Origin of the sequence: Hydrotalea lipotrueae (assembly GCF_019249625.1) — a bacterium.
GTDB classification, from domain to species: domain Bacteria; phylum Bacteroidota; class Bacteroidia; order Chitinophagales; family Chitinophagaceae; genus Hydrotalea; species Hydrotalea flava.
Map to the genome: position 1 here is coordinate 227,641 of NZ_JAESDL010000001.1, position 25,463 is coordinate 253,103.

Sequence of the window (25,463 nt, forward strand, 5' to 3'; positions counted from 1 at the left end):
AAAAATAGGTTTAAAAACTGCACCCACTCATATTTTTGTTAAATGAAAGGCAATAAATTAAGAATAGCTGAGTAACATCAGTATTATCTATTCATTTTACAAGTACTTTTGCGCAGTAAAATACGAATGATATGAAGAAGATGCATTTGATATTATTAGTAGCCATTGCAGCAGCCATTACTGTTTTAATTAGCTATACCGGTAATTTAACCACTTATGAAACCATTGCTTCAGCAAAAGAAAAGCCGGGAAAATTTGTGAATTTAATTGCTAAACTCGACAAAAATGAACCCATTCAGTACGATGCAGTGAAAGACCCCAATTTTTTAAGTTTTACTGCCATTGATACATTGGGCAATTCAGTAAAAGTTGTTTACCATAATACCAAACCTACTGATATGGAAAAAAGCGACCGGTTGGTATTAAAAGGCCGTATGGATGGTGATCATTTTGAATGTAAAGATATTTTATTAAAGTGCCCTTCAAAATATAAAGATAATCCCCAGTCTACCGAAAAATCTATGGCGAAGCAAGACTAACAATAAACAACAGGGTTTTTCATTCAATCCTCATTTTATGCTTAGTTTGCCACTCATTTACCCTTTTTATTAAGTTGATACATTATGCAGTATAACGGAGAACACCTTTTACCCGGACAAATTGGTCATTTTTTTTCTATCCTTTCTTTGGTGGCTTCATTAGTGGCCACCATTGCTTATTTTAATGCAGCTCGTATTCCCGATCTGCAATCAGACAAACAGAGCTGGATAAAGCTTGCCCGTATTTCATTTTTAATTGAAACCATTTCTGTATTGGGTGTTTTCTTTTCATTATATTATATTATTTATAACCATTATTTTGAATATTTTTATGCGTGGAACCACTCCTCCCGCAGTTTGCAATTGAAATATATATTAAGTTGTTTTTGGGAAGGTTCAGAAGGTAGTTTTTTATTGTGGAGTTTTTGGCATTGTGTGCTGGGTTGGATTTTAATAAAAACCAGCAAAACATGGGAAGCAGGCGTGATGACGGTGATAAGTTTTGCGCAGTTTTGCATAGCCTCTATGTTAATTGGCATCTACTTTTTTGGCTACAAGGTAGGGAGTAATCCATTTATTTTATGGCGTCAGCAAATGCCTGATATTCCTATTTTTTCTGACCCAAATTATTTGCAATTGCCCCGCATTCATGAAGGAAATGATTTAAATACATTATTACAAAATTATTGGATGGTCATTCATCCGCCGGTATTGTTTTTAGGTTTTGCCTCAACCATTGTGCCTTTTGCCTATGCTATTGCAGGCTTATATAAAAAAGACCATAGCTGGATAAAAATAAGTCTTCCCTGGGCTGCATTTTCAGGTGCTGTTTTGGGTACCGGAATTATGATGGGCGCTGCCTGGGCTTACGAAAGTTTATCGTTTGGCGGCTATTGGGCATGGGATCCGGTTGAGAATGCCTCTTTAGTACCCTGGATTGTAATGATTGCAGGCTTACATACGAATCTTATCTATAAATCAACAGGCTATTCTTTACGTTCTACCTATCTTTTTTATATTCTCAGCTTTATTTTAGTGCTTTATTCTACCTTCTTAACCCGTAGTGGTATACTGGGCGATACTTCTGTACATGCATTCACCGATTTAGGTATGAATGTGCAGTTGTTATTGTTTGTACTGGTATTTTTATTTCCTGCCCTTGTTTTATATTTCTTGCGTTATAAAAAAATTCCGGCTATCCAGAAAGAAGAAAATACTTACAGCAGAGAATTTTGGATGTTTATTGGTGCATTGGTACTGTTTCTTGCTGCTATTATTATTGCGGCCAAAACATCCGTTCCTGTGTATAACAAATTATTTGGTACCAATATAGCTCCACCTGAAGATCCGGAATTTTCTTTCAATCAGGTTCAAATATTTATTTTAATAATCATTGGAATTTTAACGGCGGTAACGCAGTATTTTAAATACAAAAGCACGCCTGAAAAATATTTTGGTAAAAAAATATTATGGCCAACAGTGGCAGCATTATTGGTTGGTTCAGCCATATGCATTTGGGGCAATATTCATTATAACAAACAAGGTATTGGCTTTCTGGTTGCCATTTATGTGGGAATTTATGCGGCTATTTATTCCATTATTGCCAATGCTGCTTATATATGGATTGTTTTAAAAGGAAAATTAAAGGTTGCCGGTGCTTCTGTAGCGCATGTTGGATTTGGAATGATTTTATTGGGTGTATTAATCTCTTCAAGTAAAAAAGAAGTATTGAGTTGGAATACAACAGGTATTGCAGTGTTTAAAAAAGACAAAAAAGAAGATCCTGCAGAAAATATTACTTTGTTTAAAGGGGTTGCTACCGATATGGGTAAATACATGGTAACCTATGTACAGGATACATTAAACCCCAAAGACCGTAAACGGTATTATGAAATTGATTTTAAGGCCAAAAATGGTAAAGAACAGTTCAAAGTATATCCTGATATCATTAAAAATAACAAAGGGATGGAAGGCTTTTCTCCCAATCCGGATTCAAAGCACTATTGGAACAGAGATATTTTTGTATACATATCATCCTTTCAGCAAAATGATCAGGCAGATACTGCCACTTTTAGAAATATTGCCATAAAACCAGGCGATACTACTTTTTACAGCAATGGTATGCTTATCTTAAATAAAGTGCAGGTAAATCCTGAATCGCAAAAAGATAAATTTAAAAATGGTGAAACCGCATTGTTTTTAGATATGACTGCTATTACTAAAGATGGTCGCCGCTATCCCATAACACCCGGAATTGTTATTGATAATAACGATTTAATCAACTATCCGGATACGGTTAAAGCACAAAGTCTGATAGTGAAATTTAATAAAGTGAGTAACCCGCAGGATGGTAAATTAGAAATAGGAGTAAGAGAGAGTGGCGCCATTACCGATTTGGTAACATTAAAAGTATATGAGTTTCCTCTGATTAATATGCTTTGGTTGGGGGTTGTAATAATGGTAATTGGCTTTTTTATGTCTATTTATCAGCGAATCCGCCTGGCACTTTTTTCAAAAGAATAGGTTACTTTTATTACGCTGGCAGCATTAACCAGTGAATATATGTCTACAGCATATCAGCGTGTATGGTAAAGCGAATCCTGCATATGATTGTAATCGTTTGTTTGTGTTTGATTGCCAGGCAATCACATGCACAGCACAGCATTTATGATACCATTCCCGTTCATGCTTTTATTACACCGGAAGGTGATACCATTCCCATGGGATATTTACCGGATGTTTCCATTCTTTACCGCTTAAATGCCCGCCAAAAAAGATATTGGACTGAATGGACAAGGCTACGCAATGCAGTGTACGTTACCTATCCTTATGCAAAAGCTGCAGGCAGAATTATGAATGAAATTAATGCCCGCCTGGCAGGTGTTACTAATAAAAGCGAAAGAAGAAAAATTATTCGCTCCAGAGAAAAAGAATTAAGAAAAGAATTTACAGATAAGTTAACGCAATTATCCATTTATCAGGGCAAAATTTTAATGAAACTGATTTATAGAGAAACCGGGAATAATTGTTATGAAATTATTCAGGAATATAAGGGAAGTTTAACAGCCACTGTTTATCAAACTGTTGCCTTCTTTTTCGGTACCAGTTTAAAACAAAACTACGACCCCAATGGAAATGACCGGGATATTGAAACCATTGTACGCGACCTGGAAAGAATGTATGGTATGCGGGGTTAAATATTTCTCGACAAAATTTCGGTAAAATTTTCCCGACTGATAAATTGTGCACCCAGACTTTCTAAATGTTCTGTATACACCTGACAGTCAATTAATACAATTCCTTCCTCCATTAATTGTTGCACAAAACGTATAAAAGCAAATTTGCTGGCATTGCTCACCAAGCTAAACATACTTTCCCCAAAAAATATATTTCCCATTTTTATGCCATAAAGCCCGCCCACTAATTGGCCATTTTTCCAGGCTTCAGCGCTATGTGCCCAGCCTGATTGATGCAGTGTGGTATAAGCTTCAAGCATTTCATCGGTTATCCATGTTCCATCTTGCCCATTTCGTTTGGTTATTTTGCAGTGTTTAATCACAGCATGAAATGCCTGGTTAACAGAAAACTCAAAAGCATTTTTCTTTAGCAATACCTGCATGCTTTTGCTAATTTTAAGTTCATTTGGGAAAAGTACAAATCTGGGATCCGGGCACCACCACAATGGTGAATTCCCTTCATACCAGGGGAATATTCCTTTTTTATAGGCTGTGAGTAAACGAGGTATTTGTAAATCACCGCCTATTGCCAAAAGGCCATCTTCCATACTTTCGGTAACCGGCGGAAACCAAAATGTTTCATTTAATTGATAAAGAGGCATAGGGTGGTAATCAATATCGGGAAATGAATGATTAAGAACCAATAGGAATGGTTTCGATGGTGGCGTTGATACCTCTGTCTAAAATAGCACTACGCATGGGATCTAAGGTTTCATAATCTCCATTTTTTACCACACACTTGCCCTTCATATGTATTAATAAGGCACATTGCTCTGCCTGCTCTTGCGTATGGCCACAAATTTCAATCAGGGTTTCAATTACCCAGTCAAAAGTATTCACATCATCATTCCATACAATTAAATGGCAGGTAGGCACTGATGCTGTAATGGTATCAATGGAGGCCTCTTCCCAATTTTTTTCTTTCGTATGATTTAAAATCTGAATCATACTGCAAAAATAGGTAGTTCTGTTAAAATAGGAAATACAACACCCTACATGGTCATTTGTTGAAAAGAGCAAAGTTTTGAAAAAATGATTCAGGCTGTTTTGGAAGAAAGTAGGAATTGCTTATACATTTTGGGAGAAAACCCGGTATGTGCTTTGAATAAACGGTTAAAGTGGGTAACCTGATTAAAACCTGACTGGTAGGCAATTTCATGAATTGGATCATTTGATTCTATCAGTAACTTGGTTGCATAAGATATTCTTTTTTCAATTAATAAATCGGTGAAACATTTACCTGTCTGCATTTTAAAAAAACGGGCTAATGTAGCTTCACTCATATTCATAATGCACGACATTTTTTTCAGGCTGATTTCTTCTTTGAAATGGGTGTTTAAATAATCCATTACTTTATTAACCTGATTAGTATTGTTTTGCAAATTTTGAATCATTGTTTCTGAATTATCATTCAAAATTTCCCATTGCTTTTGCAATGAAACAGTAGATAATAATTTCAGTAAAATGAGTAACCCTTTAAAATCATTTTCTTTTTCCAATAGTTGTATTGCTGCCAGTGCATTCTGAGCTGAGTTATTTGAAAAACGAATGCTATTGATTCCGGCTTGAAATAATTTTCTAATGTGGAAAAACTGGTTTTTGTTAAGCATGCAATCTCCAAACAAATCTTGTTGAAAAATTACTTGCTTTACAAGACCGGTAGAAGAGGAATTGTGCCCGGTACACCAGCCGTGCAATGTACCGGGTGGTAATAAGAACAATGCAGTATCGTGGTTGATTTTAGTAATGCTATTACCAATAATACAAGTAGCTGTTTCAGAATTTTGAAATAATAAGAGTTCCCAATAATCATGATAATGTAATCTTTGGGCAGGATCATTGATAGCATGCCTCAGTACAATAAAAGCATCTGCTTCTTCTATGGGCAAGAATCGTTTTTGGTTGAGATTTTTCATGCAGTGCAGTTAAAGCAATCAGTAGGTTGAAAATAGTTGGTTAGAATATAGCTGCTGGTATCACCCATCACCCTCTGCAAGGCAAAAAAATGATTTGTTTCGCTGCAACAGTATCAAATATTTATAGCCGTTGTGAATAAGATGTGCAATGTATGGGTTTATAGTTTGTCAGTGTTTAATTTACTGAACAAGAATTATTAACCCGGTTCAATTTTAAAATGGGCTTCAATGTTTTATCTATCAATGTTTAAGTGAGCACTGTTACCTCGTCATTGCTATACCGTTATTGAAAGGTATGTAAGTGAGAATGTGTATTTGTGTAATATGTTACCCGTTTATTGTAGAAAAAATATTTTTTGATATATATCAATTGTAGAATTGCTGTATTGTCAAACACTGAACGAGAGCGGCTTTTATTAAATTAATGTGTAAAAAATACATAATTGTATGTTAAAAAATCACTGAAACATGATGGTAAAAGGTAAGAACACAATCGTTTGCGATACTTAAATTTGTTAAAGATTATTTAACAACCTAACGAAAACATTGCTTATGCCAAACAATCCACATCTATCTCGATGTTTTTTGCTTTTTTGCGGCCTCTTTTTTTGCACATTGGGGGCTTTTGCACAAAAAACAGTTTCCGGTAAAGTAACCGGTAAAAACAATCAACCCCTTGCCGGCGCTACGGTAACGGTACAAGGTACCAACAATGCTACCGCTACGAACGATGATGGTACATTTACCATTAAAGTTCCGGGCGATAAAAGTGTATTGGTAATTTCTTCAGTGGGTTACAACAATGTAACCATGCCTGTAAGTGGCCGTTCAAGAATTGACGTTACCCTAACCGAATCCACTAGTGATTTAAATGAAATTGTGGTATTGGGTTATACATCGCAAAAGAAAAAGGACATTACCGGTTCTGTTTCAGTTGTAAATGTAAACGATATGAAATCTGTACCAGGTGGTAATACTGCCGCTTTGTTACAAGGTCAGGCTTCAGGTGTTACGGTTATTAATTCCGGTGTACCTGGTGGTGGTACCAGTGTAAAAATTCGAGGTATTACTTCTCCCGGAAGTACAGCGCCATTAGTTATGATAGATGGTGTACAGGGAAATTTACAGGACGTCAATCCCAGTGATATTGAATCCATTCAGGTATTGAAAGATGCCGGAGCTGCTGCTATTTATGGGGTACAGGGTTCTAACGGGGTAATTATTGTTACCACCAAAAGAGGCCGTCAGGGTAAAGCCAGAATTAGCTACGATGCTTTTGTGGGCACCCAACGTCCGTTGAAAAATGGCTTTAACTTAGAAAACACACAGGGTTATGCCAATGTGGTGAAAGCATACGAAATTAACAGTGGTATTGCTCCCGGAAGCAGAAATGCACAGTTTGGACAGGGTGATACGCCTGTAATTCCGGATTATATTACTCCTACCGGAGCAAAAGTGGGTGATCCTGGAACAGACCCAGCTTCCTACAATATAAATTCCAATCAAATTACAAAGGCCAATAAAATTGGCACAGATTGGTTTCATGAAATTTTTAAACCTGCCATTTTTCAAAGCCATACTTTAACAGCCAGTGGTGGTAATGATAAATCAACTTACCTGTTTTCAGTAGGATATTTAAACCAGCAGGGAACTTTGATTAATACCTATTTAAAGCGCTATTCAGCAAGAATGAATACCACTTTTAATATAAATAATCATATCAGAGTTGGAGAAAATGCCTATGTGTTTTACAAACAAAGTCCGGGCTTTACCAACCAGAATGAGGGTAATGCTATTTCAATGAGTTACCGTGAACCACCTATTATTCCTATATATGATATCATGGGAAATTATGCCGGTACTAAATCAGTGGGTTTAAGTAATGCACAAAATCCTGTGGCAAATCAACAAAGGACTGCCAATAATAGGAGTAATGATTGGCAGGTAAACGGTAACGTATTTGCTGAAGTGGATTTTTTAAAGCATTTTACAGCCCGTACAAGTTTTGGAGGTTATTTTGATAATTATTACTACTATTATTTTACCTATACGGCTTATGAAAATGCAGAAGGCAATACCAATCCTAATGCCTTTACGGAAGGAGCTGGTTACAATAGCTTATGGCAATGGACAAATACCGTTAAGTATAGCAACACTTTTGGCAAACATAGCTTAAATGTATTAGTGGGTCAGGAAGCCAAAAACCAATACAACAGAGGTATTAGAGCCGGCAGGGGATCATATTATAGTACTGACCCAAATTATTGGACATTAAATACAGGTGCTCCAAATTCACAAAGTAATATTGGTTATCCACCTTATCAATTAGCAATATCTTCCTATTTCGGGAGAATTGATTATAGTTATGCAGATAAATATATTTTAGCAGCTACATTAAGAAGAGATGGTTCTTCCGTTTTTGCTCCCGGCCATCAATATGGTAATTTCCCTTCTATTTCAGCAGGATGGCGTATTTCCAATGAAAATTTCATGAAAAATGTTAGCTGGATTAATGATTTAAAATTGAGAGGAGGATGGGGTACATCCGGTTCTATTAGTAATATTAATCCAACCAATGCTTATTCTTTGTATTCTTCTGCAGCCGGTATTTCTTATTATCCAATTACAGGAGCTGCTAACTCTTCCACATTGGGTTTTTATAATAGCCAATTAGGTAATGTGAATACTACATGGGAAAAAGACATTATTACAAATGTTGGTTTAGATGCGACAATTTTGAAAAATAAATTAGACTTCTCAATTGAGTGGTATAAAAAAGCCATTAGCGGATTATTATTTCCAAGTGTATCTGCTATTGGTAATTATCAGGGTGGAGCCCGTCAGCCTTTTGTAAATTTAGGCGATGTTAAAAATACCGGAGTTGATTTCTCGGCAACATATCATGGTACTGTTGGTAGAGATTTTAAAATAGATATTGGTGGAAATATTTCTGCTTACAGAAATGAAGTAGTGAGTTTACCTCCCGGTGTAAAATATGTAGATGAATATAGTGCCGGTTCAAGCCGTATAGGAGCATTCTCCAGATTACAACCCGGCCATCCGGTAGGTGCATTTTATGGTTATCAGGTATTAGGTTTATTTAAAGATGCCAATGATGTTGCCAAATCAGCCACACAGGATGGAGCAGCTCCAGGCAGATTTAAATACTTAGATGCCAATGGTGATGGTAAAATTACTCCTGACGATCGAGTGTTTTTTGGTAACCCCAATCCGAAATTTACCTATGGGTTCACCATCAATGCAACATATAAGAACTTTGATTTGTCTATGTTCTTTTATGGTTCAGCAGGAAATGATGTAATTAATTATGTGAAATACTGGACAGATTTCTATCAGGTATTTAAAGGAAATGTAAGTAAGGGTTTGTTGCAAAATTCGTGGTCACCTACCAATTTGAATGCTAAAATTCCAAGAATTGAACAATCTGCTAACTTTAGTAATACTACCGTGTTTAATTCTTTCTATATGGAAAAAGGATCTTATTTGAGGTGTAAAAATTTAATGATTGGTTATACAGTTCCATCTACAAAATTGGAGAAAATGGGTATTCAGAAATTACATTTTTATGTTCAGGCAGCTAACTTATTTACCATTACCAAGTATACCGGGTTAGATCCTGAATTACAGGGATCTGATTTGAATAACAATAGTAATTTCGGAATTGATTTTGGTAACTATCCTGCCAATCAGAAAAATTTCAACATTGGAGTAAATGTATCATTCTAAAATGACTATTCAATCTATTAAAAATTAATTTAAAACACTATAATATGAAGAAGATACATTATAAATATTTAATACCGTCTGTTTTAGCGCTGACAGTAGTATTATTTGCCTGTAAACAAAGTTTTTTAAATAAGCCACCTGTTGGTACTCTAAATCAAAATATTCTTGCTAATCAATCCGGAGTTCAGGGTTTGTTAATTGGAGCATATGCCTTGTTAGATGGTGAGGGTGGCAATAATACAGGATGGGGCTCAGCAGCCAGTAACTGGGTATATGGCAGTGTATGTTCTGATGATGCTTATAAAGGATCAGATCCTTCGGATCAAGGTGATATTCTCTCACTAGAAACTTTCACCGGCACTTCAACAAACGGTTATGTTGCCAATAAATGGGCTGCTTGTTATGATGGTATTCAAAGAGCCAATGAGGTTTTAAGAGTACTTAAAATTGCTAAAGGTATCTCTGCTGCAGATGCAACTGAATTCACTTCTGAAGCTCGTTTTTTAAGAGGTCACTATCATTTTGAATTAAAAAAGGTTTTTGGAAATATTCCTTTTATTGATGAAACAGTTACGGATACAACGTCACGCAATACTGTTAATAATGTTGATGCTTCCGGTAATTATATTAATGTTTGGCCAAAAATTGAAGCCGATTTTCAGTATGCAATGCAGAATTTACCTGCTGTACAACCTCAAATTGGCCGTGCCAATAAATATGCTGCTGAAGCTTTTCTAGCCAAAGTGTATATGTTTGAAGGTAAATATGCGCAAGCAAAACCATTGTTTGATGATTTAATCAGCAATGGGGTTACCTCAAGCGGTACTAAATACGCTTTGGTAAAATATTACAGCAATTTTAATCCTGCTACCAGAAACAGTGCAGAATCAGTATTTGCTGTGCAAATGGCTGTAAATGATGGCTCCGGTACCAGCGCAGGTTCTCCTAATGGTAATTATGGAGATATTTTGAACTTCCCTTATGGCGGTGGTCCTGGTGCTTGTTGCGGATTTTTTAATCCTTCTCAAAGTTTGGCTAATGCCTATAAAACAGATCCGGTAACTGGTTTGCCTTTATTGAACACTTATTTTAATGCCCCTAATGTTAGTGATTCCACCAATTTATACACTGGTACGCTTGATCCCAGAATTGATTGGGTAATGGGCCGTCCAAGTATTCCTTACTTAGATTGGGGTCCACATCCAGGTGCTGCATGGATTAGAAACGTTTCTGCAGATGGTGTTTTTAGCCCTAAAAAGAATATATATGCACAAAGTCAAAAGGGAATTTATTCAAGTACTGAAAATTATTGGGGTGCTACTGAATTAGTTGCCAATAATGTAAACCTGATACGTTTTTCTGATGTACTATTATTAGCTGCTGAATGTGAAACACAATTAGGGAATTTACCAACAGCATTAATATATGTAAACAGGGTACGTGCCCGTGCTGCTGATCCTACCGGATGGGTGTATAAAAATGCCAGTTACGATGCAACCAGTTCTACATATTCTCCACAAACTACTCCGGCCGATAACTATAAAATAGGACTTTATGTAGCATTTCCTGATCAGGCAACAGCCTTAAAAGCCATTCAAATGGAACGTTATTTGGAACTGGCTATGGAAGGCCACCGTTTTTTTGATTTGGTGCGTTGGGGAATTGCTAAAACTGTTTTAAATAATTATTTTGCTACTGACAGAATTGCAAAAGCAACACTTTTACCGGTGGGTGCTCAGTTTGTAAGTGGTAAATCAGAATTATTCCCCATTCCGCAAACACAAATTGATATCTTAAATGCCGATGGTAAAACACATTTAAAACAAAATCCAGGCTATTAGTATCTTTTTTGATAATGGATGTAGCTTCATTTTCAACAACCTATTGCCAAATCAAGTGAAATGGCAATAGGTTTTTTTATTTCATTTTAATTGTACAATTGATGCCAATTTAATTTTAAAGAGTAAATTACTGCTTGTTTCTTCATGTATCACAAACCCTTAACACTCATGAATTTCAGTCGCTGTATTGCTGTTTCTTTGTTTGCTTTTGTAATGTTTTCCTGTAAAAAAAATAATACCCTTTTTCAGAAAATAGCTGCCAATCAATCCGGAATTGATTTTGAAAATACGATTATAGAAAATGATTCAATCAACTCGGTAGATATTGAAAATGTATACAACGGTGGTGGCGTTGGGGTAGGCGATTTTAATAATGATGGATTACCGGATTTGTATTTCACCGGTAATTTGGTATCGAATAAATTATACCTGAATACAGGCAATTTTAAGTTTAAAGATATTACTGAGGAGGCTGGTGTATCAGGTAATGGAAGATGGAGCAGGGGCGTAGCAGTTATAGACATAAATAATGATGGTTGGTTAGATATTTATGTTTGTGCCACATTATCGAAAGATCCGGAAAAAAGAAGAAACTTATTGTACATTAATCAGGGGTTAGACAAAAATGGGATTCCACATTTTAAGGAAATGGCCAAAGAATATGGATTGGATGATACCGCCCATTCCACGCAGGCAGCTTTTTTTGATTATGATAATGATGGCGATTTGGATGTATATATTGTGAATAATGAAATTAATAAAGATAAATTTCCGGATGGTTTTCATACTATTTTAAAAAATGGCGAAAACCCAAGTACCGGGCAATTGTTTAGAAATGATTGGAATGACAGTTTGCACCATCCTGTTTTTACGGATGTTTCTAAACAGGCAGGTATACAAACAGAAGGCTACGGGCATTCCGTTGCTATTGCAGATTTTAATAATGATGGGTGGAAAGATATTTATGTTACCAACGATTTTGTTACGAATGATTTACTTTGGATAAATAACCATGATGGTACATTTACGGAACAACTTTCACACTACTTTAAACACACATCTGCTAATGCCATGGGTTGTGATGTGGCAGATATGAATAATGATGGTTTGCCAGATGTGGTTACACTCGATATGAACCCGGAAGATAACTATCGGAAAAAAATGATGATGAATGCCAATAATTATCAACGTTACCAAAACAGCGATAAATATGGGTATAATTATCAGTATGTACGCAATGTTTTGCAACTAAACCAGGGCCCTCGTATTACCAATAATGATTCAATTGGTGACCCTATTTTCAGTGATGTGGCCTACTATGCTGGTATGGCTGAAACCGATTGGAGCTGGACTCCCTTATTAGCCGATTTTGATAATGATGGAAAACGTGATATCATCATTACCAACGGATTTCCAAAAGATGTTACCGATCATGATTTTATGGCTTACAGAAGTGAGGCTTATTTTTTGGCCAGTAAAAAAGAATTGTTGGCACAAATACCGGTAGTTAAACTGCACAATTATGCCTTTAAAAATGATGGAGACGTTAAATTTTCTAATGCAACCAATAGCTGGGGATTGCAAATACCAACTTTTTCAAATGGTGCCGTATATGTTGATTTAGATAATGATGGCGACTTGGATTTAGTGATAAATAATATTAACGATAAGGCATTGGTGTACAAAAACACTGCTCGGGATAAAGACAGCTTGAACTCGAATTATATTGATATTATTTTTCATGGTGATAAAAATAATGTAAATGGAATTGGTGCCACTGCAGCAATTTATTATAATAACGGACAACAGCAGATATGGGAAAATACACCTTATCGGGGATATCTTTCCTCCGTACAAACCAAAGCGCATTTTGGTTTAGGTAATATAAAAGCAATTGATTCTTTAAAAATTATATGGCCTAATCATCAACAGCAAATAATTACCTACCTGAAGGCAAACCAATCAATTAATGTACAACAATCAAATGCTACTATACCCGTAAATTATACAAACCTAATTATTGCAACAAATGCATTATTTAAAAACATTACAGATTCACTGCAAATAAAATATGTACATCAGGAGCATGATTTTATTGACTTTAATATACAAAAACTATTGCCACATAAATTATCGGAATATGGCCCTGCAATGGCTGTGGGGGATATAGATGGGAATGGGTTAGAAGATATAATATTGGGCGGTGCCTATAAATACAGTGAAACAATATTATTACAACAACCTAATGGAAAATTTATACAGAAAAACCTTTTAAATGCAACCGATGCGGAGGCCAAAATAACTGAAGATATGGGCTTGTTATTGTTTGATGCAGACAGAGATGGTGATTTGGATTTGTATATCACCAGCGGCGGATATGAAAATGAACCAAACACAAAAGCCTATCAGGATAGATTTTATCTGAATGATGGTAATGGCAACTTTACATTAGATACACTGGCATTACCACAAAATTTAACCAGCAAATCCTGTGTTCGTGCATTTGATTACAATGGAGATGGGAAGCTTGACTTATTGGTTTCAGGCAGGGTTGATCCCTGGCATTATCCTAAACCAGTAAGTAGTTTTATTTTAAGAAATGATAGTAAAAACGGACAGGTAAAATTTACAGATGTAACCGAAACAGTGGCTAAAGATTTAACCAATATTGGGATGATTAGTGATGCAGTGATTACAGATTTTAATAATGATGGCCAACCTGATATGATTTTAGCAGGAGAGTGGATGCCCATTACTTTTTTACAAAATGAACATGGAATTTTTAAAAATGTAACTGCCGGTACGGGTGTTCAAAATAATTTAGGATGGTGGAACAGTATAGTACCCGGCGATTTTGACAATGACGGCGATATGGATTACATTGTAAGTAACCTGGGTCTAAATACATTTTATAAAGCATCCCATCAATATCCCATGCATATCACTGCCGGCGATTTTGATAAGAATGGCAGTTATGATGCATTCACCTCTTTGTACTTGCCCGACAGTATTGGTAAAATGTTGGAATACCCTGCATTAACAAGAGATGATGCCATCAAGCAAATGATTGTGATGCGGATGCGTTTTAAAACATACAAATCATTCGCCATTGCAACCATGGATCAGATATTAACTCCCGATGAGCGCAAAAATGCATTGCGTTTAACGGCCAATGACATGCGTTCTGTATTGTTGAAGAATGACGGGAAAGGACATTTTACAATTATTCCCTTACCAATGCAGGCTCAATTGTCGATGTTGAATGGAATGGTGGCAGATGATTTTGATGGAGATGGAAACTTAGATGTATTGATGAATACCAATGATTTTGGTACAGAAGTAGGTACCGGACGTTATGATGCACTCAACGGTGTATTCTTGAAAGGCGACGGGAAAGGCAATTTTACTGCTTATACCATATTGCAAAGTGGAATTTTTGTTCCTGGTAACGGTAAGGCATTGGTGAAATTGATGGGTGTTAACAAAAAATACATGATTGCTGCTTCTCAAAACAGGGGTGCACTGCAGTTATATGCATTAAACAAACCAGTACAAAATATACCTTTATTCAAAGAGGACATGTATGCCATTATTAACTACAAAAATGGTAACCGGCAAAAAGTAGAATGTAATTATGGAGCCTCATTTTTATCGCAATCGGGGCGTTTTATTTCAGTAGGGCCAATGGTTCAGTCTGTTGATATTTATCAGCAGGATGGCAAACACCGTACCGAAAAAGTAAATTAAATTTATTTAATAATTTCGTTTTAAATATTGGCTGAATGAATAAAGTAAAAAGGAATGGAAGTATGTTATTTGCGGCTTTTCTAATACTGCTATTGGGTTCTTGTAATAACCAATCCAATAAAAACCCGTATGAAAATCATTTAGGTATTCGTCCTGCTACTATTGCACAATTAGATACAACCAATTATACTACTATTCAATGGCAAGATACTATTACCCATTTAGGTCATCTTTTTTATGGTGATACTATTTTAATCAATTATTCCTTTAAAAATACGGGAAATGGTCCTCTTTACTTAACAGAAGTAAGGCCTGGATGTGGTTGCACGGTTGCCGATTATCCTAGAAATGCAATTTTACCAGGTAATTCCGGAATATTACAGGCTAAATACACCACCGAAGGATTTCCTGGACCTGTTAAAAAATATATCACTGTAAAATCAAACACATCTAATGGAATCTTTCATCAATTACAATTTGATGCAACTTTAAGCAAAGACAGTTTGCCTCATAAAAACAAAATTTATATAAAATAAATAATATATTATGCAAAAAAATTTTTTATTTGCTTCTATTTTTTTTGCTTTGCTACTGGCATGTAATACCATTAAAAATCCCAGTCCGGCTGAAGTGCAACAGCATTTAATCACTGCCATGCAGGATTATTTGCAAAAAACACAACAACGTGATAGTGATAAAGTATTATTTATCGTGAACAGTGTTGCTTATTATGAAGATGCAAAATACTATATCTGCGATTTTAAAGTACACATGCAAAACAATCCAAATATTTTAATTCCCAATATTCCTAAAATAGATACCGTTGGTACCATGCACTGCCGTGTTAGTAAAGACTTTCAAACCGTTACCAGGGTATATTAATTCTTTTGCATTGCTGTCAGATTAGTATATTTAGCCCCATTTATAGGATTGTTTATGATTGAATGGGTGTTTTGGTTTTCTTTTGCAGTAATGCTGTATACTTATGTTTTGTATCCGGTTATATTGTTTCTGTTTGTACAGATGAAACAAAATATTCAAACCGAAAGCAATACGATTATTGGTACAAATCATATTCCGAATGTTACTGTCATCATTTCTGCATACAATGAAGCAGATTGTATCAATGCAAAAATTCAAAATTCAATTGCTTTAAATTATCCTGCCGATAAAATTTCCTGGATAGTGGTGACCGATGGCTCAACCGATGGCACCAACAAAATAGTTGCCACATATTCTCAGATAAGTTTATTGCATCATGCAGAAAGGCTGGGTAAGTTACATGCTATGAACAGGGCTGTAAACGAAAGTACAGCTGATATTTTAGTATTTACAGATGCCAATTCTATTTTGAATTCGGATTGCCTGCATTATATGATTCCACATTTTAGTAATGCCAGAACAGGAGCCGTGTCAGGTGAAAAAAAAATATTGATTCCTACCGATGCCGATGCAATGATTGGTGAAGGTATTTACTGGAAGTATGAATCCTTCATAAAAAAAATGGAATCGCAATTTAAAACGGTGATTGGTATGCCGGGCGAATTGTTTGCTATTAGAAAATCGTTATATCCATTATTGCCACCCAATACCATTACGGAAGATTTTTCAATTGCCATGCAGGTAATTGCATCAGGTTATATTATTCGTTATGAGCCCAATGCAATTGCTGCAGAAAACCCATCCATTCATATTGCTGCTGAATTTAATAGAAAAAAAAGAATAGCAGCCGGAAGTATACAAACTTTACTACAAACTTTGCATTTGTGTAGCCCATTTAAGTACCCTTCCATTGCGTTTCAGTACATCAGTCACAAAGTTTTTCGATGGTTATTAATACCATTGTTATTGCCTGTATTATTTATTACTTCAATTTTTCTCTGGTATCATACACATGCCACTATTTTTTGGTTAAGCAGTGTTACGCAAATTTTATTTTATAGTTTAGCATTGATTGGCTGGGTGGCAGAACTATTGCGTATGAGTATTAAATGGTTGTATATTCCATTTTATTATTGTTTTATGAACCTTTCTATGTTAGCAGGAATTGCACTCTTTCTTAGTGGTAAACATACTGTACTATGGGAGAAAGTGGAACGGAAATAAATGCTTGTTTTATTAAACAGGTTGGTAGTTTATTCAGGCTGCTTCATTTTTTTCTTCTTTTATGAATATAAGTTCTTTGTTAATTTAACGAAATGCTTGCATATTTCATTACGGTTTTCTATTTTGTTCTAAAATGTACACTGTATGAATATTGTTAACAGGGTTAAAGGTATCATCACCAATCCCAAACAAGAATGGGCAATCATTGCCGATGAAACACAAACTATGCCGGGTGTTATTAGTGCCTATGTAGTGCCCTTGGCTATTATTGGTGCTTTGGCCGCATTTATTGGCTATGGTTTTGTGGGTAGAACAGCAATGTTATTACATATGGCAGGAATGGGCTGGGGCATTAATATGGCGGTTGTTCATTTCATAGCGGTTATTATTACTGTTATTTTATCAACCTACATTGTAGATATGCTGGCCACAAGTTTTGGCTCAGAGAAAAATTTAAATAAATCGGCTCAGTTAGTGGTTTATTCCTACACACCATCTTTAATTGGCGCATTTTTAACCATTATTCCTGCTTTATCTATTATTGGAAGTTTGTTTGGCTTGTACGGTATTTATTTGTGGTACTTGGGTTTGGGCCCCATTAAAAATACTCCGGAGGATAAAAAAGCAGGTTACCTGATTGTATCTATTATTGTATTAATGGTAGTGTTTTTTGTTATAAGCGCTATCCTTTCATCCATCATTATAGCCATTTTTGGAATGGGAATGTATGGTGGTATGGGTGGTTTGAGGAATATAGGATAATTGAATTTCTTGATAAGAAAAAAAGCGAAACATGACGTTTCGCTTTTTTAGTGGGAGTTGACGGGGTCGAACCGCCGACCCTCTGCTTGTAAGGCAGATGCTCTAAACCAACTGAGCTAAACTCCCTTCCCTTTCGTTGTTTGGGAGTGCAAAAATAGGGTGTGATTCATAACTACCAAAAATTTTTTTTAATTAAGTTGCAAAGTAGGCAATCTATATTGTGTACTATCATACATAAAAAGGGTTTCTATACTATACTGCCAGTATTTGTATAAAGGCATTTTATCCATAAACTTTGCGGCCTGCTCTTTGTTTTCAGCGTTCATGGTAATCCATACGGTTTGTGTTTCCATGCTTACTGCATAGGTTTCTATGATGCCTTTATTCATTAAAAAATCAATATACGTTCTGTGTGCCGGTAGTAATACCATAAAATCATCATCCATGGTAAAATGCACAATTATCTGATATTTGTTCATACACATTTTTTTATAATTTCTACAACCTCTGTTTCTTTTCTGTTATATAGTAATTACAACAATTTTTGTGCATTTATTGTTTTCATGGCATTTTGTCAACCGTTTTATTTTCAACTCTGGCAGAACAACTATATTGCACATTAAATTAACTGATATTATAACAGTTCAAGTAAATTAAAATATTATTTTCAACTATTTTTTTTAATGTATGAAAACAATTGGCTTACTCATCGTTTCTAATGTATTTATGACTTTTGCCTGGTATTGGCACTTAAAAGCAACCGGAATACCCTTATGGAAAGCGATTGTTATTAGCTGGTCGATTGCTTTTTTTGAGTATTGCTTAACCGTGCCCGCAAACCGAATGGGTTTTTTAGAGGGATGGAATGGGTTTCAGTTGAAAATTGTTCAGGAAGTAATTACATTGATTATTTTTTCATTTTTTGCCGTTTTGTATTTGAAAGAACCATTGCGTTGGAATTACCTGGTTAGTTTTTGCTTAGTAATGGGGGCAGTTTATTTTGCTTTTAAAAAATAATCCGAGTTCAATAACCAAATACTCTTTGATAAATATTCACTTTAAAATTAGTTGGGCTATTCTGCCTTTATTCCCCGCCAAAAAAACTTTTTTATTCTCTGTTACACAAATAGTGTGAAATGAAGTTTTGCTGATGGGTAGCCAGTGTAACCCATCATCATAACTAATATCAACACCCGATGTGCCACAACATATCCATATTTTATCGCTTACATGTTTTACACAGGAGCGATAACCATTTGGTAATTGAATGGGGTTATCTATTCGAATGGTTTTATTGATTTTAACAATAGCAGCATTGCCTTTTGCAATTTTATCCTGCATAAAATCACCTCCTACTACAATGCAAGTGGTATCATAACAATCAATTGAATTAGCCCCTTGTGAAAAAGTGCCTTGAAGCATGGGTAAGGGATACGCTGAAATATTATTGATATATAGTTTGGATGCGGTTCCGCCACTTATCATCCATCTTTCGTTAGTGTTTGTCCAAATGAAAATATTGCTGTTACTGGATGCAAAGAATGCTTCTCCATTCTCAAAAACAGGTAATCCTTTTGTTAGTGTATCCCATGTATTGCCTTTATTTATTGTAGTGGCCATGAAAGGATGTTGCCCTGAAACCGGATCACCAATCACCCAACCTTTTTCACTGTTTATAAAAAATAAAGCATCTAAAAACATTCCTTTGGTACAGTTTGTAAAAATTGTATTCCAGTGTAAACCACCATCGGTAGTTTTTAACAATAAGGCCGGTTCACCAACTGCCATAATAATGGCTTCATTTTCATCAAATGCCTGTATGGCTCTAAAATCTCTTGTTGCAAAATCATTCACAGTTAACCAATGCCAATGTTGGCCTCCATCTGTACTTTTGGCTACCTGTCCATTACTACCAGCAGCCCAAATAATGCGATTACCAACTGCACTTAAAGTTCTAATGGAAGTTGTTACACTGCTATCCGTTAGTATAACAAGATGCTGACCAAATAGTATTTGTGAGGTAAAGAGCATACAAGTGATAAAAAACAGTTTCCATGAAGCCATTTTATTACAATTTTGCATTTTGAAAATAATCTAAAATGCTGAATATATGATTCCGTATTGGATGAGCAGAACAAATTTATTATTACATGAAAATGCCATTGAAACATTACAATTCAAAAAAATACTCTTAGTGGGTTTAGGTGGTGTAGGTGGTATTTGTGCTGAAATGTTGGTTAGGGCTGGAATTGGTCATCTTACCATTGTAGATAATGATAAGGTAGATGCCAGTAATATTAATCGCCAGTTGATTGCACTGCACTCCACTGTTGGCGCACCAAAAACCGAGATGTGGTTGCAACGTTTACAAGATATTAATCCGGCTTTGCAAGCAGAAATTGTACAGGTGTTTGCAGATAAACAATGGATTCAGGAATATATTGTGCCGGGAAAATTTGATTATGTAATTGATTGTATTGATACCCTAACGCCTAAAGTGTTTTTATTGCAGCATTGCCATCAGCATCAAATTCCAATTGTAAGTTCAATGGGGGCCGGTGGAAAAATAAATCCCTCAGCCGTAACTATTTGCGATATTGCTGAAACTTATGAGTGCGATTTGGCTAAATATGTTCGCAAAAAATTGCGCCGTGCAAAAATTTACTCGGGTATTAAAGTGGTGTTTAGTCCCGAACCCGTTTTGCATGGAAGTATGCAGGTTACCGAAAATGCAAAGCCTAAAAAATCAATTATTGGCACTATTAGTTATATGCCGGCTATTTTTGGATGTATGTTATCCAGTATTGTTATTAGAGATATATTGGGTGTTTCAACTGATTAGTAAAGGAGATGGGGCGACATGGTTTGCTGCCAGCTTTCGCTAATATTAAGTAAAGCGTGTAAGTGTTGCAAATAGCTTTCCATATCGCTCTCAAATAAATTTTCTGATGAAGGGATGCCCAATAATTTATCTAAATGATTTACCCCGGTTGGGTTTACATGGGTTACATAACCTTGCCAGGCAAAATGGTTTGGGTGCAAATCATGTATCAGTTTTATTAATATCAACCCCGTATAAACTGGCCTGAATTTTTCCTGATGGTGAATTTTTAGAACAATGCCATTGCAGGTTTGGCCCATATATTTGCCGGTTTCGGGTATAAAACAGGTGGTTGCTGCGCTTACATTGTCAAATAACAGTTGGTTAATGGTAGAAGCTACAAGTGCAGCATTCATCCATGGTGCGCCGGCTGCATAAAATGAATAAGGTGTTCCTCTTCCTTCAGAAATATTGGTTGCTTCTAAAAATGCAGTGCCGGTATAGCATAAAGCAGCTTCAAAGCAACGAATGGCGGGCGATGTGGGTACAAATGCTGTTTCCCAATCGGGCTGAAAACTGTTTCTATCATAATATTTACAGGGAACAATGGTAAGTGGCGCATTCAATTGCAGCACTTTGTTAAAATATTGTGCCAGTTCACCCAATGTACAACTATGACGAACTGGCATAGCCCATCTGCCGATAAATGAAGCGCAGGCTGTTTGTAACATAGGCCCTTCAGCCAGATCAAACCTGCCAGAAACAGGATTGGGCCTGTCTGCAATGATCAGAGGTTTTTGAGAATCACCTGCCGCTTCCAATACATAGGAAAGTGTCCACAAATAAGTATAAAATCTGGCGCCTACATCAGGAATATCAAACAACAACAGGTCAATGTCTTCTAAATCGGCTGCATCTGGTTTCAGCTTTGCACCATATAAACTAATGATTGGCAAACCTGTTAGTGCATCTTTTCCATTATCTATCAAAACCCCATCGGCTCCTTTTACATCTAAACCATGTTCCGGAGAAAAAAGTTTAACAATATTAAATTGTTTTTGAAGCAAGGCTTTTCGCGATGGGATACCTTCCTTTGTTTGAGCTGCATGATTGGTAACAAAACCAATCCGCTTGTGCTTCCATGCCGGAATTGCTCGAACCAATACATCAATTCCTGATTCAGTGGCCATTATTTAAACAAGCTGGTTTTAAATAAAATCCAATGCCACTTTTAAATGTTCTACAACATTAAATATAATGGGGCATCGGTCGTAATGCATAAATGTAGTAAAAGTTCGGTCATTAAAACCCGGAACATGTAAGCCTGGAAATTCTCTGCATCCCTGAAATCGGTGTTCGTATATGCTGCATTGCGTTGTTTTCAGAAAAGGGCAGGGGATGCTGTTCATTAATAAGGTAGCCGAACTGCCTTTTTCAATATATTGTGCATCAAAATCGTTGCGTTGCAACTTTAAATGTGCTGCAACATGACTGGCTTCTTCTTCAGAAACATTGATCATTAAACTTTTGCAACAATTGCCGCAGGCCTTGCAATCAATTTTGGGGCTAATTTCATTGTTCAGCTGCTGTACTTTATCGTCTACCAATTGTGGGGTTTGTGCTTTTAAAAAAGCCATGAAACGCCGATTGTTTCCTTCATTTTCATGGGTAAAAGAAACAATTTGAGATAGGCTGGTTTCAATATGAAGTGGCTGACTGATGCGGCAAACATAAACAAATAATTTTGGTTGAAAACCGGTGTTTCAACTATATTTTATCCACAAAAAACTAAAATGTAGAAAAACAAACTTTTATAAGTGCCGCACAGGCTTAGATTTGCGGTTGGTAGGAAGGAACACCACGTTCAATAATTTGTGTTGATATCTTCTGATGCACCAGCTCAATTTTCACCTTTGGGCAATGGATTGGGCTATTGTGCTAATTTTAGACATTAAAAATTGTGCATTATGGCAGTTGAACAAGCAGGAAAATATACAGAAGATGATATTAAAAGTTTAGACTGGAAAGAGCATATTCGCCTCCGGCCAGGTATGTATATCGGTAAATTAAGTGATGGTTCTGCACCTGATGATGGTATTTATGTTTTAATTAAGGAAGTTGTAGATAACTGTATTGATGAACATACCATGGGTTTTGGTAAAAATGTCAATATTAATATTGATGGGAAAACGGTGCATGTTCGCGACTTTGGCAGGGGTATACCATTGGGAAAATTGGTGGATGTAGTCAGTAAAATTAATACTGGCGCTAAATACGATAGTAAAGCTTTCCAAAAAAGTGTAGGATTGAATGGCGTGGGTACCAAGGCTGTAAATGCACTAAGTAGTTATTTTAGCGTTACGGCTTTTCGCGATGGAAAAATGAAAACAGCCGAATTTGAAAGGGGGAAATTAATAAAAGAAACCAAAGAAGAAAAAACATCCGAACCCAATGGTACGCTGGTAAGCTTTATTCCGGATGAGCAAATTTTTAAAAATTATCATTTCCGATTCGATTTTATTGAAAATCAGATCTTGAATTACTGCTATTTAAATGCAGGACTTGTAATCAATTTTAATAATAAAAAATTTGTAAGTAAAAACGGATTACTCGATTTATTAGAACATAAAACCAATTCTGATGAATTACGGTACCCCATTATACATTTAAAAGGAGAAGATATTGAAGTAGCCATTTCGCATAATAACGATTATGGAGAAGATTTGTATTCTTTTGTAAATGGTCAGTTTACCACACAGGGTGGTACACACCAGCAAGGTTTCAGGGAAGCATTTGTAAAAGTAATCAGAGATTTTTTCAAGAAAGATTATGAGGCTTCCGATATCAGAACCAGTATTGTTGCTGCCATTTCTATTCGTGTGCAGGAACCCGTGTTTGAAAGCCAAACCAAAACAAAATTAGGCTCTCAACACATGTTTGAAGGTGGCCCTTCCGTTAAAAAATTCATCGAAGAGTTTTTAGGTAAAGAATTAGATAATTATCTGCATCGAAATCCTGCCATTGCAGATGCGCTTAAAAAAAGAATTGAGCAAAGCGAAAGGGAAAGAAAAGAATTAGCAGGCATTAAAAAAATTGCCAATGAGCGGGCAAAGAAAGCCAACCTGCACAATAAAAAATTACGCGATTGCCGTATCCATTTTAATGATGAACCGCCCACTAAAAACAGACAGGAGTATATTGAATTAATGAATCAGTCTACCATTTTCATTACAGAAGGTGATAGCGCCAGTGGTTCCATTACAAAATCACGAAAAGTAGATTCACAGGCTGTATTCAGTTTGCGGGGTAAACCTTTAAACAGCTACGGACTTACCAAAAAAATTGTGTATGAAAATGAGGAGTTTAATTTATTGCAACATGCGCTTAATATTGAAGAAGGAATGGAGGGGCTGCGTTACAAAAACATTGTAATTGCAACAGATGCAGATGTAGATGGGATGCACATTCGGTTATTATTAATGACCTTTTTTCTGCAATTTTTTCCGGAACTGGTAAAGCAAAACCATGTATTTATTTTAGAAACGCCTTTATTCAGAGTGCGTAACAAACAGGAAACCATATATTGTTACGACGAAACTGAAAAGCAGGCTGCTATTGCAAAACTGGGTAATAAGCCTGAAATAACCCGCTTTAAAGGGCTAGGTGAAATTTCGCCGGAAGAGTTTGGACGATTTATTGGAGATGATATTCGCCTGCAACCTGTTTTATTGGAACAAGGCGATCATATACAACAACTATTAGAGTATTATATGGGCAAAAACACACCACAAAGACAGGAATTTATTATTGATAATTTAAGAGTAGAATTAGATTTGGTAGAAGCCGTTTAAAAAATAATGACTAAGTAAAACTATAGAAGCATGATGCATGTTGTTTTTAACACTGCCGATGTTGAGGTTTTAAAAAAAGCAATGGAATTAGATGAAACCTTGCAAGGCGATATAATTGAAATTAAAGACGATTTTTCTGTAGGCCCCGTTACAGATATTTATGAAACCTATGGCTATCAGCTACGGAGAGACTGGTGGAAGAAAGTACTGGAATATTCACCTTATGCCCATCAATTAGATATTGTTGATGATAAATTAACGGTATACAATTTGTGTAATCAATTAAATGAAGATAAAACACTGCATATTTGGATTTGGATGGGCCAAAACGCGCATGATGTGTGCGGCTATTATTGGTTAATGTCTCAATTAAGTGCATTTCAGGGGCAAGTGTTTGTTTTATACATGAATAATCTGCCATTCATCAACGAAAAAGGGGGTATATTTTATCCTGCTTATTTACATGAAATACAGCCAAAAGAATTTTTAAAAGCAAAAAAATTAGCCCGTCCCATTACACTCAGCGAATTTGAAGTAGACCCTGATGAATGGAAAAAAACCGGTAGTGAAAATGGTCTTGTACGAATTTTAGAAGGTGGTAAAAAAATTGTGAGCAAAGAAGTGAGTTATTATGATAAGGACATTTTGTCGGTTGTTGGTGTTGAGCCGCAGAAACTGCTGAAATTATTGCAACAGTTTTATTCAAAATCTAAATTAAAAATTGCCGATACATTTTTTGTATGGCGTTTACGAGAGCTGATGAAAGAACAAAAACTTGCTGCAAAAGGCAATTGGGAAAAGTGCTGGAAAGATATTGAAGTGATGCAGATGCAAACAGTGCATACAGAAAGTGAATCGTTGTAATGGTTTTGAATAAAAATGAATAAAGCGTTAAGT

The 25,463-nt window shown here is 35.9% G+C and carries 21 protein-coding genes and 1 tRNA gene; 14 read left to right on the forward strand and 8 right to left on the reverse strand.

Annotated features, from left to right (window positions below):
* The first annotated feature begins 131 nt into the window (after positions 1 to 131).
* The 3 genes from JK139_RS01065 to JK139_RS01075 all read left to right on the forward strand — a co-directional run bounded on the left by JK139_RS01065 (position 132) and on the right by JK139_RS01075 (position 3,736).
* Positions 132 to 539, forward strand: coding sequence for a cytochrome c maturation protein CcmE domain-containing protein (locus JK139_RS01065; RefSeq protein ID WP_074420202.1), 408 nt, complete (start codon positions 132 to 134; stop codon positions 537 to 539).
* Positions 540 to 623: 84 nt separating this feature from the next.
* Complete coding sequence (gene ccsA, locus JK139_RS01070) at positions 624 to 3,062, forward strand: cytochrome c biogenesis protein CcsA (protein WP_218330382.1); 2,439 nt, start codon at positions 624 to 626, stop codon at positions 3,060 to 3,062.
* 62 nt (positions 3,063 to 3,124) lie between these two features.
* Positions 3,125 to 3,736 (forward strand): DUF4294 domain-containing protein, encoded by a 612-nt coding sequence (locus tag JK139_RS01075; protein ID WP_074420200.1) that lies wholly within the window; start codon positions 3,125 to 3,127, stop codon positions 3,734 to 3,736.
* Here JK139_RS01075 and aat read toward each other — a convergent pair.
* From aat to JK139_RS01090, 3 genes are all read right to left on the reverse strand, one after another.
* The gene (gene aat / locus JK139_RS01080) at positions 3,733 to 4,419 is read right to left on the reverse strand and encodes a leucyl/phenylalanyl-tRNA--protein transferase (RefSeq protein WP_228733072.1); all 687 of its coding nucleotides are present in this window, start codon (positions 4,417 to 4,419) and stop codon (positions 3,733 to 3,735) included. The two genes, JK139_RS01075 and aat, sit on opposite strands and share 4 nt — an antisense overlap.
* On the reverse strand, positions 4,409 to 4,723 hold the full coding sequence (locus JK139_RS01085) for an ATP-dependent Clp protease adaptor ClpS (RefSeq protein WP_074420198.1): 315 nt from the start codon (positions 4,721 to 4,723) through the stop codon (positions 4,409 to 4,411). Before JK139_RS01085 ends, aat begins: the two co-directional genes overlap by 11 nt.
* An 89-nt stretch (positions 4,724 to 4,812) precedes the next feature.
* Positions 4,813 to 5,691: an AraC family transcriptional regulator gene (locus tag JK139_RS01090; protein WP_074420197.1), complete on the reverse strand. Its 879-nt coding sequence runs from the start codon at positions 5,689 to 5,691 to the stop codon at positions 4,813 to 4,815.
* 552 nt (positions 5,692 to 6,243) lie between these two features.
* Between JK139_RS01090 and JK139_RS01095 the strand changes: the two genes are divergently transcribed.
* From JK139_RS01095 to JK139_RS01125, 7 genes are all read left to right on the forward strand, one after another.
* Positions 6,244 to 9,438: a SusC/RagA family TonB-linked outer membrane protein gene (locus JK139_RS01095; protein WP_218330383.1), complete on the forward strand. Its 3,195-nt coding sequence runs from the start codon at positions 6,244 to 6,246 to the stop codon at positions 9,436 to 9,438.
* Positions 9,439 to 9,482: 44 nt separating this feature from the next.
* Positions 9,483 to 11,279, forward strand: coding sequence for a RagB/SusD family nutrient uptake outer membrane protein (locus JK139_RS01100; protein WP_074420143.1), 1,797 nt, complete (start codon positions 9,483 to 9,485; stop codon positions 11,277 to 11,279).
* A 144-nt stretch (positions 11,280 to 11,423) separates the two neighbouring features.
* Positions 11,424 to 15,026 carry a VCBS repeat-containing protein gene (locus JK139_RS01105; protein ID WP_228733073.1) on the forward strand — a complete coding sequence of 1,201 codons (3,603 nt, stop codon included), beginning with the start codon at positions 11,424 to 11,426 and terminating at the stop codon, positions 15,024 to 15,026.
* A gap of 35 nt (positions 15,027 to 15,061) precedes the next feature.
* On the forward strand, positions 15,062 to 15,562 hold the full coding sequence (locus JK139_RS01110) for a DUF1573 domain-containing protein (protein ID WP_074420144.1): 501 nt from the start codon (positions 15,062 to 15,064) through the stop codon (positions 15,560 to 15,562).
* A 10-nt stretch (positions 15,563 to 15,572) separates the two neighbouring features.
* Complete coding sequence (locus tag JK139_RS01115) at positions 15,573 to 15,908, forward strand: hypothetical protein (RefSeq protein WP_074420145.1); 336 nt, start codon at positions 15,573 to 15,575, stop codon at positions 15,906 to 15,908.
* 54 nt (positions 15,909 to 15,962) lie between these two features.
* On the forward strand, positions 15,963 to 17,132 hold the full coding sequence (locus tag JK139_RS01120; protein ID WP_081299108.1) for a glycosyltransferase family 2 protein: 1,170 nt from the start codon (positions 15,963 to 15,965) through the stop codon (positions 17,130 to 17,132).
* Between the two features lie 144 nt (positions 17,133 to 17,276).
* On the forward strand, positions 17,277 to 17,894 hold the full coding sequence (locus tag JK139_RS01125; protein WP_074418551.1) for a Yip1 family protein: 618 nt from the start codon (positions 17,277 to 17,279) through the stop codon (positions 17,892 to 17,894).
* A gap of 51 nt (positions 17,895 to 17,945) precedes the next feature.
* Here JK139_RS01125 and JK139_RS01130 read toward each other — a convergent pair.
* Together JK139_RS01130 and JK139_RS01135 are read right to left on the reverse strand one after the other, a co-directional pair.
* A tRNA-Val gene (locus JK139_RS01130) sits at positions 17,946 to 18,020 on the reverse strand.
* Between the two features lie 62 nt (positions 18,021 to 18,082).
* Positions 18,083 to 18,373, reverse strand: a complete 291-nt coding sequence (locus JK139_RS01135) for a hypothetical protein (protein ID WP_074418552.1) — start codon at positions 18,371 to 18,373, stop codon at positions 18,083 to 18,085.
* Between the two features lie 208 nt (positions 18,374 to 18,581).
* Here JK139_RS01135 and JK139_RS01140 point away from each other — a divergent pair, with 208 nt between their 5' ends.
* The gene (locus tag JK139_RS01140; RefSeq protein ID WP_068241180.1) at positions 18,582 to 18,911 is read left to right on the forward strand and encodes a DMT family protein; all 330 of its coding nucleotides are present in this window, start codon (positions 18,582 to 18,584) and stop codon (positions 18,909 to 18,911) included.
* Between the two features lie 36 nt (positions 18,912 to 18,947).
* On the opposite strand, the gene JK139_RS01145 is transcribed toward JK139_RS01140, so the two are convergent.
* Positions 18,948 to 19,958, reverse strand: coding sequence for a WD40/YVTN/BNR-like repeat-containing protein (locus tag JK139_RS01145; protein WP_218330384.1), 1,011 nt, complete (start codon positions 19,956 to 19,958; stop codon positions 18,948 to 18,950).
* A 46-nt stretch (positions 19,959 to 20,004) separates the two neighbouring features.
* Here JK139_RS01145 and JK139_RS01150 point away from each other — a divergent pair, with 46 nt between their 5' ends.
* Positions 20,005 to 20,736 carry a tRNA threonylcarbamoyladenosine dehydratase gene (locus JK139_RS01150; RefSeq protein ID WP_074420146.1) on the forward strand — a complete coding sequence of 244 codons (732 nt, stop codon included), beginning with the start codon at positions 20,005 to 20,007 and terminating at the stop codon, positions 20,734 to 20,736.
* Here JK139_RS01150 and JK139_RS01155 read toward each other — a convergent pair.
* The gene (locus JK139_RS01155; RefSeq protein ID WP_074420147.1) at positions 20,733 to 21,905 is read right to left on the reverse strand and encodes an exo-beta-N-acetylmuramidase NamZ family protein; all 1,173 of its coding nucleotides are present in this window, start codon (positions 21,903 to 21,905) and stop codon (positions 20,733 to 20,735) included. The genes JK139_RS01150 and JK139_RS01155 overlap by 4 nt on opposite strands.
* Before the next feature lie 18 nt (positions 21,906 to 21,923).
* The gene (locus JK139_RS01160; RefSeq protein ID WP_074420148.1) at positions 21,924 to 22,352 is read right to left on the reverse strand and encodes a YkgJ family cysteine cluster protein; all 429 of its coding nucleotides are present in this window, start codon (positions 22,350 to 22,352) and stop codon (positions 21,924 to 21,926) included.
* Positions 22,353 to 22,682: 330 nt separating this feature from the next.
* On the opposite strand from JK139_RS01160, the gene JK139_RS01165 reads away from it, so the two are divergent.
* Both JK139_RS01165 and JK139_RS01170 read left to right on the forward strand, forming a co-directional pair.
* The gene (locus tag JK139_RS01165) at positions 22,683 to 24,566 is read left to right on the forward strand and encodes a DNA topoisomerase IV subunit B (protein ID WP_074420149.1); all 1,884 of its coding nucleotides are present in this window, start codon (positions 22,683 to 22,685) and stop codon (positions 24,564 to 24,566) included.
* A gap of 30 nt (positions 24,567 to 24,596) precedes the next feature.
* Positions 24,597 to 25,430: a DUF1835 domain-containing protein gene (locus tag JK139_RS01170; RefSeq protein WP_074420150.1), complete on the forward strand. Its 834-nt coding sequence runs from the start codon at positions 24,597 to 24,599 to the stop codon at positions 25,428 to 25,430.
* The last annotated feature ends 33 nt before the right edge of the window (positions 25,431 to 25,463 follow it).